The sequence below is a fragment of the Serratia sp. CY47444 genome, assembly GCF_052168635.1.
Classification (GTDB): Bacteria; Pseudomonadota; Gammaproteobacteria; order Enterobacterales; family Enterobacteriaceae; genus Serratia; species Serratia bockelmannii.
Window position 1 is genome coordinate 33,099 of sequence record NZ_JBJNMH010000010.1, and the last position, 9,648, is coordinate 42,746.

Consider the following 9,648-nt stretch of genomic DNA (forward strand, 5'->3'; position numbering starts at 1 on the left):
ACGAAATCATGGCGCTACTTTAGCGGCCTTATGGTCTATGCTATAGGGCCATAAAATGATTATTTAACCGGGCCATGATGCCAACTTTCCTGACCTCGCTGCGGCTGGACAGCCGGCTCGCCGAGCCGCTGTACCGGCAGATTTACCAGCGGATTAAAGACGCCATTACCCAGGGCAGCCTGGCGGCAGGCAGCCGGTTGCCCTCAGTGCGCGGGTTGGCGAGCGATCTGGGCGTGGCGCGCGCTACGGTGGAAAGCGCCTACGCGCAACTTATTGCCGAAGGTTTCTTGCAGAGCCGCGGGCAGGCGGGCACCTATGTCTCGCCGCAGCTGCCACACATGCCGCCGGGCGCGGTCCCCGCTGCGCCACCGCTGGCGGCAATGGCGCCCGATCCGCTGCAGCCGCAAGGCATGCTGCAGCCTTTCCAACTGGGGGTACCGGCGCTGGACGCGTTTCCACGGGCGCTGTGGCAGCGCATTGTCGCCCGCCAGCTGCGCGGTTCCACGGTGGCTTCTCTGGCGCTGCCGCCGGCCGGCGGCCTGCCTGAACTGCGTGAGGCGATCGCCCATTATCTGCATTTGTCGCGCGGCATCAGCTGTCGGCCGGAGCAAATTTTCCTCTGTGCCGGTTATCCGGCGTTGTTGGACTGGGTGACGGAGACGCTGTTACATGCCGGCGACGCGGTATGGATCGAAGATCCCGGCTATCCGGTCACGCGTCCGCTGCTGCTGGCCGCCGGCGTCAGGCCGGTCGCTGTGCCGGTGGATGAACAGGGCATGGACGTGGCCGCGGGTATGCTGACGGCGCCTGAGGCGCGGCTGGCGGTGGTGACGCCGACCCATCAAAGCCCGCTCGGCGTCTCGCTCAGCCTGGCGCGGCGCATGGCGCTGCTCGACTGGGCGCAGCAGCGCGGGGCCTGGATCCTCGAGGATGACTACGACAGCGAGTTTCGCTATCACGGGCGGCCGCTGCCGCCGCTGAAAAGCCTCGATGTTCAGGGTCGGGTGCTGTACGCCGGCACCTTCAGCAAAACGCTGTTCCCGGCGCTGCGCATGGCTTATCTGGTGGTGCCCGTCGGTCTGACGGAAACATTCGCGCGCAGCAGCCGGCTGCGTGGCTGCGGTTGCCCGCCGCTGCTGCAGGCCGGCGTGGCGGATTTTATCCGGCAAGGGCATTTCTATCGCCACCTGAAACGCATGCGGCCGTTGTACCGCCAGCGGCGCGAGTGGCTGACGCAGGCGTTGGAGCGGCAGCTGGGGGCGTGGCTGACGACGGTGCCGCAACAGGGCGGCATTCAGCTGTTGGCCCGGCTGCGCGACGGCTTGGCGGATGCGCCGTTGGCGGCGCAAGCCTGGCAGCAGGGGCTGGCGGTGCAGGCGTTGTCTGACTGGCGAATCGACCATCCGGTAGGGCAAGGGTTACTGCTGGGGTTCGCCAATTTCAGCCGGCGAGAGGAGGCGGAGCGGGCGGTACAGGGGCTGGCACAGCTGTTTAAACACGCAAATTAAACGGCCCGCGATTTCCGCGGGCCAGACGCACATCTGTTTTATCTTTATGACTGCAGGGGTGTTAACGCCGGGCCAGCAGCACGCCGAGCACGATGCCGACGGCGGCACCGATCCCTACGCCCTGCCAAGGTTTGTCACGCACATAGCTGTCGGCTTGATCGACGGCGTCGCGCGCATGCTGTGTCAGACTGGTGGAGCCATTGAATCGCGCCCGAGCGTCGCGCAGCACGCCTTTCGCCTTGCTGTGCAGCTCTTTCAGTTCCTCTTTGGTCTTATCACCGGACTCGCGCAACACTTCATCCAGCGTATCGGCCAACAGAGTGACGTCCTGATCGATATCGCGTTCTGTTCTTTCCGCTTTCTTAAACATTCAGCTCTCCATTTCGACACATGTCTTTTAAGTGTAGACCATGCCGAGAATTGTGTGGCCGATCACGGAAAAAAACCGCCGTCACGCAGGTGTTTGCCGGTGCGTGGGCTTTGTACATTTGGTTACTCGGCGAAACCAATCACTCACGGAAGCGGCGGTTTGATTCCACTAGTATCTGTTTCAACGGCTCCACCGGGGCTTACCGAAACAACACTCTGAGGATTTAAAGATGAAAAAAGTATTAGCGCTGATCGTTGCTGCCACTATGGGTCTGTCTTCTGTTGCTTTCGCTGCTGATACCGCAGCTACTGCTCCGGCTACCACCACCGCGCCAGCTGCGACCACCACTACCGCTGCGCCAGCGGCTGCTGCTGAAAAAGCGCCAGCTAAAGCAACGCATCACAAGAAAGCTAAGCACCACAAAAAAGCGCCAGCCCAGAAAGCTCAGGCCGCTAAAAAGCACCACAAAAAAGCGCCAGCTCAGAAAGCCCAGGCTGCTAAAAAACACCACAAAAAAGCGCCAGTGCAGAAAGCTCAGGCCGCTAAAAAACACCACAAAAAAGCCGGTAAAAAAGCTTAATTAAGTGATGGTTGCGGAACCGGAAGGTTCCGCACTCTCCAGCCCGTATTCCAGACACCCGGTTCTTCCGGGTGTCTTCTTTTGAGGCGACGCACGATGATCCATCGCTATCTGTTTGAAGTCATTTTCAGCGCGGTAACCCTGTGTGGGGTGATCGTCGGTTGGGAATTGTTTTTGGCCGGCAGCTTCCTGTGATCATTGCGCTGCGGCAGTTTCGTGCAAATGCCGCCAGCCGAGCGCGTCGGGCAGGCGTTCAAACACCACCGTGGAGTAGCGCAGCGTGGCGCTTTGTCCCGGCAGACTCTGTTTTTCCCGGTAGCTGACTACCGCGCCCGTCGGCCATTCGGCCACCAGCTTCATCTCTTCTATCTCGATTTCCAATCCCGGTTTGGCGGCGCGATGCGCGCGGAAAAAAGCGCACAGCGCGGTGAAATCCAGCGGCGCGCCGTTCAGCGCGATCATGCTGAATTCCGGCGTAAAGCGCGCCAGCAGCGCTTGCTCTTCTCCGGCGCCTTTGCCCAGCCAGCGTTCAATGGCGATGTGGGCGTCGATCACTTCGGTAAAATACGGGTTCATAAAGCATCCTGTTGAGCGTTGAGTTGGCGCACGATGGCGCGGTTGGCGAGGCGCAGGCACAGCAACAGCGGGATAAATACGCTGGCGCCCGCCAGAATGAAGCAGGTTCGGTAGGCCGCCGCGGGCGGCAACACGGTCAGCAGCAGATTCAGCAGCAGGCTGAGCAGCGCCACGCCGAGGCAAAAACTGAGCTGGCGGTTGATGTTCCACAGCGCGCTGGCGTCCGCCAATTGGCCGTCGGGGATCTGCAGGAACGCGCTGCTCTGTGCGGTGCTGCTGCACAGGCTGCCGCCAAACCCCATCAGGGCGAAGGCGGCAATCTGCAACGCGTGCTGCCCGGCCAGGTCGATCTGCGCCAGCGTCAGCATGCCGGCGCCTTGCAACAGACAGCCGGCGATCAGCAGCGGCCGCGGGCCGAGGCGGTTAAAGCTTTTGCCGGTCAGCGTGATGGCCAGGAACGACGCCAGCGCCCAGGGCAGCATCAGGCCGCCGACCTGTGCGGCGGGCATCCCCAGCTGGTTTTGCAAATACAGCATCGCCACCAGGCTGACGCCGATGAACAGGCCGGGAATGCACAAATAAACCGCCATGGCGTTGCGCAGCAGCGGATCGGCGACCAGCCGCAGGTTCAGCAGCGGCTGCGGGGTACGCAGGCTATGGCGCAGATAATAGGCCAGCACCAGCAGACCGGTGGCCAGCAGCGCCGCGCCGGAAGCTTGATGGCCGGCTTCGCTCAGCCGGGTCAGGCCGAGCAGCAGCAGCGTCAGCGCCGCGCAGGCGCTCAGTAATCCTGTCGCGTCGAGCGGTTTGCGCGCCGCCGTCGGCGTTTCCGCACGCAGCCACAGCGCCGCCAGCGCCAGTGCCAGGGCCGCCAGCGGCAGGTTGGCGAAAAACACCCAGCGCCAGTCCAACCGATCGACGAGCCAGCCGCCCAGCGCCGGTGACAGCGCCGGTGCCAGCAGCCCCACCAACATGATGGCGGCCGACAGCCCGGCGCGTTCATGGCTGCGGTACAGCTGATAGGTCAGCGTTTGGCCGATGGGGATCAGCAAGCCGCCGCCCATGCCCTGCAGGGTGCGCCAGCCGATCAGCGCGCCGATGCTGTCGGCGTTGCCCGCGCCGAGGGTGGCCAGCATGAACAACGCCAGCGACAGCAGAAACACCCGCCGTCCGCCGATGCGCTGCGCCAGCCAGGCGCTGAGCGGGATCACCAGCGTCAGGCCGAGAATATAGCCGTTGCTGACCCACGCCAGTTGGCTGACCGACGCCCGCATCACCTGGCCGATGGCGGGGTAGGCGACGTTGGCGATAAACATATTGATCAGATCGACGAAAAAGCCGAGCAGATAGACGATTGCCACTTTGCTGCGATAAGACATGGTGCCTCCGGTTGAAGGCGAGCAGTGTATCGGGGGGAAAAGTGCGGATAAATCGGCGGCGGGCGATTACACTGTCAAAATGATTTTGACAATAAGGGCGGCGAAATGCTGAATTTGCAGCGCCTGGCGATCTTCGCGGCGGTGGTGGAAGCGGGCAGCTTTACCGCGGCGGCGGCGGCGCTGGGGCAAACCAAGGCGGTGGTGAGCTTTAACGTCAAGCAGTTGGAGAACGAGCTGGGGGTGTCACTGCTGGCGCGCAGCACCCGACGGCTGTCGCTGACCGATGCCGGCGAACGCTTTTACCAGCGCAGCCTGCAGCTGCTGCAGGAGGCGGAAAACGTGCTGGACGACGTGCGTCGCGATCATCACGGGCTGAGCGGCGTGCTGCGCATCACCAGCACGCCGGAGTACGGCGCGCAGGTGGTGGTGCCGGCGCTGGCGGCATTTTCGCGACAGCATCCGCGGCTGCGCATCCAGCATGTCTCTTCTTCTTATCATGCCGATCTGATCTCTGAGCGCTTCGACGTGGCGATCCGTCTGGGCCAACTGGCGGATTCCAGCCACCGCGCGGCGCTGATCGACAGCTTTGCCATTTTTCCGGTGGCGTCGCCGGATTATCTGGCCGACCGGCCGATTCATTCGCTGACGGATCTGGCGCAGGCGCAGTGGATCGCCCACAGCCGGCTCAGTTCGCCGCTGAGCTGGCAGGTGGTCACGCCGCAGCGCGAAGCGGTGCTGTTCAAGGTCGCGGACGCCGCTACGCTCACCGGCGACAGCGCCGCGGCATTGCTGGCGTTCACCCTGCATGGCGCCGGGGTGGCGCTGCTGCCGGCGTGGCTGGCGCAGCCCGACATCGACGCCGGCCGGCTGCAGCGGTTGCTGTCGGATCACCGTTTCCCCGAGCAGAGCATCTATGCGCTCTACCCGAACACCCGCCATGTGCCGGAGAAGGTACGAGCCTTTATCGATTTTCTGCGTGCGCGGGTGGCGGCAAAATCGTTAGCGAAATAATAATTCGTTATAACTCTCTCATTTATCATCAAATCTCATCGGGGTATGCTGGAGGGCTTCGTCTACCCCGTCCGATGCGAGCCACCTTCGATGACCGCAGAAAATAACCTCCAGCTGAACCGACGTATTTTGTCCGTGGTGATGTTCACCTTCGTCTGCTACCTGACCATCGGCCTGCCGCTGGCGGTGTTGCCGGGATTTGTGCATGACCACCTGGGCTACAACTCGGTGTTGGCGGGCCTTATCATCAGCGCGCAATACTTCGCCACGCTGTTCAGCCGCCCGCACGCCGGGCGTTACGCCGATCAGCTGGGGCCGAAGAAGGTGGTGCTGTTCGGCCTGGCCTGCTGCGGTGCCAGCGGCCTGTTTTACGCGCTGGCGTTCGGCGTTGACGGTTACCCGTGGCTCAGCCTGCTGTTGCTGTGTGTGGGGCGGGTGTTTCTCGGCGTCGGCGAAAGCTTCGCCAGCACCGGTTCCACGCTGTGGGGCATCGGCCGGGTCGGGGCGATGCACACCGCGCGGGTGATTTCCTGGAACGGCGTTGCCACCTACGGGGCGATGGCGGCCGGGGCGCCGCTTGGCGTGTACCTGAATCAGCAGTGGGGATTGGCCGGGGTGGCGGCGCTGATCGTGCTGGCGGTTGCGGTGGCGCTGCTGTTGGCGAGCGGCAAGCCGGACGTCTCGATCGCCGCCGGGCAGCGCATCGCCTTTAGCGCGGTGTTCGGCCGCATCTGGGCCTATGGTCTCGGTCTGGCGATGGGCACCGTCGGTTTCGGCGTGATCGCCACGTTCATCACACTTTACTATGCCGACAAAGGCTGGAGCGGCGCGGCGTTTTCGCTGACGCTGTTCAGCTGCGCCTTCGTCGGCATTCGCCTGATCTTCAGCAACGTCATTAACCGCCACGGCGGGTTGAAGGTGACGCTGGCGTCGTTTCTGGTCGAGATCGTCGGGCTGCTGTTGATCTGGCAGGCTGGTGAGCCCTGGATGGTGCAAACCGGCGCGTTGCTGGCCGGCGCCGGTTTCTCGCTGGTGTTCCCGGCGCTGGGCGTCGAGGCGGTGAAACAGGTGCCGCCGCAGAACCAGGGCACGGCGCTCGGCACCTATTCGGCGTTCCTCGACCTGGCGCTAGGCATCACCGGCCCGCTGGCCGGGCTATTGATCGGGCAGACGGGCGTGCCGTCGATCTATCTGGCGGCGGCGCTGCTGGTGGCGCTCGGGGTGTTGCTCACCCTGCGCCTGCTGCAACGCAGCCGGGCCTGATTCAGGAATAGTCCGAAACCCGGATTCCTTCCCAGAAAATCATTGTTTCGGTGAATGATTACGGTAAGGTCGCTCAGCGGTCCAGAATGAGAGGAGGAATCGATGTATTTACGGCCGGATGAAGTGGCTAAAGTGTTGGAGAATACCGGCTTTGAGCGTGATTATGTCACCGATCAGGCCTATGGTTACCGCAAGGGCGCACACTACGTGTATGTGAATCGCGAAGCGCGGATGGGCAGAACCGCGTTGGTGATCCACCCGGCGCTGAAAGAGAGAAGCGTGCATTTCGCCACGCCGACCTCCCCGGTGCGCTTCAGCGAGCAGTATCTGGAGTTTCCCCTGGATTTAAGCAGCGACACCCCGAACCAGCGCTACGGCATCGCACACGGCTTCAGCTCGCGCGAAGCGCTTTCGCGCTACCTTTACAGCATGTTCCTGTAATCGGTCCCCCGACCCGGGGGACGCTATCAGCCGTGGGCCAACGCTTCGCGGTTGAAACGCTCGTTGTAGGCGCGGCGGAATTGCGCCAGTTCAAACGCATCAATATCCAGCTCGGCGAAGTAAAACAGCGCCGCTTCGGTGTGCTCGGCGTGTAGCTCCGGTGACAGCCCGGCGCGCAGCAGCACGTCGCGCCACAGGGCAATCTGTTCGTCGTCCGCCTGTTTGATGAACGTCAGGTAGATGAACAGCAGATAAGCCGCCTGGTGCATCTCTTCGGTGTAGCCGTTGTTCAGCATGCGGATAAAGGTCTGGCTTTGGCGGCCGCCCATTTCCTGGATCATCGATTCGATCAGCATCGGTTTGACTCTCAGCAGATGGGCCAGCGAATCGATGGCTTTGCGGGTGTCGGACGTCAGGACGCGGTAACCGATAATGAATACGACGATCAGGGCGGCGAGGATGATCCAGGTCATTTAGGCTTTATTACACTCTCAATACGCCAGAAGAGGGGCGGGAGGCGCTGTGCGACAGCGCCCGCTATCAATGCTGTTCGCCGCTGAAATTACCGACCGCGCTCTGTTGGCGCAGGTGGTGATTGAAGGTGGCCGCGTCTTTGGCCAGCGCGTCCAGATGAGCGCCGAGCATTTTAATCTGCTTCACCAGCGCATGCTGTTCCGGTACCGAGCTGGCGGTGCTCAGCTTACGCGCCAGTTGTTCATTCTGCGCCCGCAGCGCGGCTTCGCGCTGTTTGGCTTCTTCCAGCAGTTGCTGCAGCGCCTGGTAGCTCTGCTGCCATTCGCGGTGTTGCCGTTCGAAGCTGCTCTGCAACTCATTCATCGCATTTTGAAACTGGATTTCCAGCTCGCGCATTGTCATGGGCTCGATCCTTTGCGGCACTCAATGATGGCTTAGCAGTATAGCGAAAACTGTTCGCAAGCTCACCCGTTGACGACAAATGAGACAAATGCCGCTGACAATTCCCGGCTTGCAACCGCGCCAAGGCGACTTACAATCGACCCCATTCCCAGCCGTAAAGGCTGCCGTTCAAGAGAGGTGGAACATGAGCGAGCAGGAAAAAGACTTTTTTGAACAGGCGATGGCGGACGTGGTGCCGCTGGAGAGCGGACGGCAGACGCTGTACCTCAAGCCGCAGGAGGCGGTGGACAAAAGCGCGCGGCGCGAAGCGCAGCGGCTGCGGCAGGAAAACTTCCTCAGCACCGATTTTCTCGAGGTGATCCCCTGCGAACAGCCGCTGGAGTTCAAAGGGGAAGGCATTCAGCAGGGCGTGCTGGACAAGCTGCGCAACGGCCGTTACCCGCCGCAGGCGTCGCTGAACCTGCTGCGCCAGTCGGTCGAAGCCAGCCGGCAGGCGCTGTTTCGTTTCATTATGCAGGCGGAGGCGCAAAACCTGCGTTCGCTGCTGATCGTGCACGGCCGCGGGCGGCAGAACGAAAGCCATCCGAATATCGTGCGCAGTTACGTCGCCAAGTGGCTGGCGCAGTTTGAACAGGTACAGGCATTTTGCCGCGCCTTACCGCGCGACGGCGGCGAGGGCGCCTGCTATGTCACGCTGCGTAAATCAGCGCAGGCCAAGGCAGAAAACTTTGAGCGCCACGCCAAGCGCAGCCGTTGAAAGGATAGCCGAAATAAAATGGCCGGCGAATATCGCCGGCCATCGATGAATTATTTATTAAATATTTTATAGTCCAGCGAATAACGGCCGGCGCCGGTTACCGCCAGCAACAGCAAGCCGCCAATGATGCTGATGTTTTTAAAGAAGTTGATTTCATTGCCCATCATTTCCATGCCGGTCATTTTCCAGAACGGATGGCCGATAAACGCGGTGCCCAACACGTATAGGGCGAAAATGACCGCGATAGGGCGAGTAAACAGACCGAGAATAAGCGCGATGCCGAAAATAAACTCCACCACCACGGCAACGATCGCCGCCAAATAAGGCATCGGCGTGCCATAGCCTTCCATCGCCGTGACGGTCGCACCGAAGTTGACCAGTTTCATCCAGCCGAAAATGATAAACAGAACCATCAGTAATATGCGGGACAGCAGAATTACGCCGTCTTTTGAGCCATCACCCATTTCGAACTCCTTAGCCACTGTCGGAATGATGTTGTCTTGCTGATTAAAGATTAGAACAATTTACGGTTTTTTCTAGCGGTGACGGGCGGTTGCGCCACTTTTTTCGGTGAGCGAGACGCGTGGTGAAGCCGGTGGCATTGCCTATACTTGAGCCTGGAGCAAAAACAATAAAACAGGCAATGTGAGGCCAAGATGGACGAGGAATTGACTGCCGCCGGTTACCGCCGTTATTCCGGCGACAAGATTGACGTTTATTTTAACAGCGCGATATGCCGCCATTCCACCAACTGTGTGCGTGGCAACGCGGCTATTTTTACCCTGAACCGCCGGCCGTGGATTATGCCGGACAATGCCGACGCGGCGGAGGTGAAACGCGTTATCGACACCTGCCCCAGCGGCGCACTGAAATATAGGGAGAAATAA

At 61.3% G+C, this 9,648-nt stretch carries 13 protein-coding genes; 7 read left to right on the forward strand and 6 right to left on the reverse strand.

Translation table 11 applies throughout. The features are described 5' to 3' along the window. Window positions 1-74: 74 nt before the first annotated feature. Window positions 75-1,508, forward strand: coding sequence for a MocR-like pyridoxine biosynthesis transcription factor PdxR (pdxR, locus tag ACJ8IL_RS14310; protein ID WP_147824210.1), 1,434 nt, complete (start codon window positions 75-77; stop codon window positions 1,506-1,508). Between the two features lie 61 nt (window positions 1,509-1,569). Here pdxR and ACJ8IL_RS14315 read toward each other — a convergent pair whose 3' ends face one another. Beyond that, window positions 1,570-1,878 (reverse strand): DUF883 family protein, encoded by a 309-nt coding sequence (locus tag ACJ8IL_RS14315; RefSeq protein ID WP_004928950.1) that lies wholly within the window; start codon window positions 1,876-1,878, stop codon window positions 1,570-1,572. Window positions 1,879-2,107: 229 nt separating this feature from the next. On the opposite strand from ACJ8IL_RS14315, the gene asr reads away from it, so the two are divergent. Further along, window positions 2,108-2,458, forward strand: coding sequence for an acid resistance repetitive basic protein Asr (gene asr / locus ACJ8IL_RS14320; protein ID WP_004928953.1), 351 nt, complete (start codon window positions 2,108-2,110; stop codon window positions 2,456-2,458). Between the two features lie 195 nt (window positions 2,459-2,653). Here the strand turns inward: asr and ACJ8IL_RS14325 are convergent, their stop codons facing one another. After that, the gene (locus ACJ8IL_RS14325; RefSeq protein ID WP_043138374.1) at window positions 2,654-3,034 is read right to left on the reverse strand and encodes a DUF4440 domain-containing protein; all 381 of its coding nucleotides are present in this window, start codon (window positions 3,032-3,034) and stop codon (window positions 2,654-2,656) included. Then, complete coding sequence (locus ACJ8IL_RS14330) at window positions 3,031-4,413, reverse strand: MFS transporter (RefSeq protein ID WP_025303982.1); 1,383 nt, start codon at window positions 4,411-4,413, stop codon at window positions 3,031-3,033. The genes ACJ8IL_RS14325 and ACJ8IL_RS14330 overlap by 4 nt, the downstream gene beginning before the upstream one ends. Before the next feature lie 105 nt (window positions 4,414-4,518). Between ACJ8IL_RS14330 and ACJ8IL_RS14335 the strand changes: the two genes are divergently transcribed. The 3 genes from ACJ8IL_RS14335 (at window position 4,519) to ACJ8IL_RS14345 (ending at window position 7,128) form a co-directional block, all read left to right on the forward strand. After that, window positions 4,519-5,424 carry a LysR substrate-binding domain-containing protein gene (locus ACJ8IL_RS14335; protein WP_442516617.1) on the forward strand — a complete coding sequence of 302 codons (906 nt, stop codon included), beginning with the start codon at window positions 4,519-4,521 and terminating at the stop codon, window positions 5,422-5,424. 90 nt (window positions 5,425-5,514) lie between these two features. Beyond that, window positions 5,515-6,687 (forward strand): MFS transporter, encoded by a 1,173-nt coding sequence (locus tag ACJ8IL_RS14340; protein WP_089196196.1) that lies wholly within the window; start codon window positions 5,515-5,517, stop codon window positions 6,685-6,687. Between the two features lie 102 nt (window positions 6,688-6,789). After that, a complete protein-coding gene (locus ACJ8IL_RS14345; RefSeq protein ID WP_025303979.1) occupies window positions 6,790-7,128 on the forward strand; it encodes a DUF2002 family protein in 339 nt (112 codons plus the stop codon). 26 nt (window positions 7,129-7,154) lie between these two features. Here ACJ8IL_RS14345 and ACJ8IL_RS14350 read toward each other — a convergent pair whose 3' ends face one another. Both ACJ8IL_RS14350 and ACJ8IL_RS14355 read right to left on the reverse strand, forming a co-directional pair. Beyond that, a complete protein-coding gene (locus tag ACJ8IL_RS14350; protein WP_033639556.1) occupies window positions 7,155-7,601 on the reverse strand; it encodes a DUF1198 family protein in 447 nt (148 codons plus the stop codon). Between the two features lie 67 nt (window positions 7,602-7,668). Next, on the reverse strand, window positions 7,669-8,004 hold the full coding sequence (locus ACJ8IL_RS14355; RefSeq protein WP_004928976.1) for an MbeD/MobD family mobilization/exclusion protein: 336 nt from the start codon (window positions 8,002-8,004) through the stop codon (window positions 7,669-7,671). A 184-nt stretch (window positions 8,005-8,188) separates the two neighbouring features. Between ACJ8IL_RS14355 and smrA the strand changes: the two genes are divergently transcribed. Beyond that, a complete protein-coding gene (gene smrA, locus ACJ8IL_RS14360) occupies window positions 8,189-8,761 on the forward strand; it encodes a DNA endonuclease SmrA (RefSeq protein WP_261127854.1) in 573 nt (190 codons plus the stop codon). 50 nt (window positions 8,762-8,811) lie between these two features. On the opposite strand, the gene ACJ8IL_RS14365 is transcribed toward smrA, so the two are convergent. Then, the gene (locus ACJ8IL_RS14365) at window positions 8,812-9,225 is read right to left on the reverse strand and encodes a DoxX family protein (protein WP_261127853.1); all 414 of its coding nucleotides are present in this window, start codon (window positions 9,223-9,225) and stop codon (window positions 8,812-8,814) included. Window positions 9,226-9,417: 192 nt separating this feature from the next. Between ACJ8IL_RS14365 and ACJ8IL_RS14370 the strand changes: the two genes are divergently transcribed. Beyond that, window positions 9,418-9,648: a (4Fe-4S)-binding protein gene (locus ACJ8IL_RS14370; protein WP_173888379.1), complete on the forward strand. Its 231-nt coding sequence runs from the start codon at window positions 9,418-9,420 to the stop codon at window positions 9,646-9,648.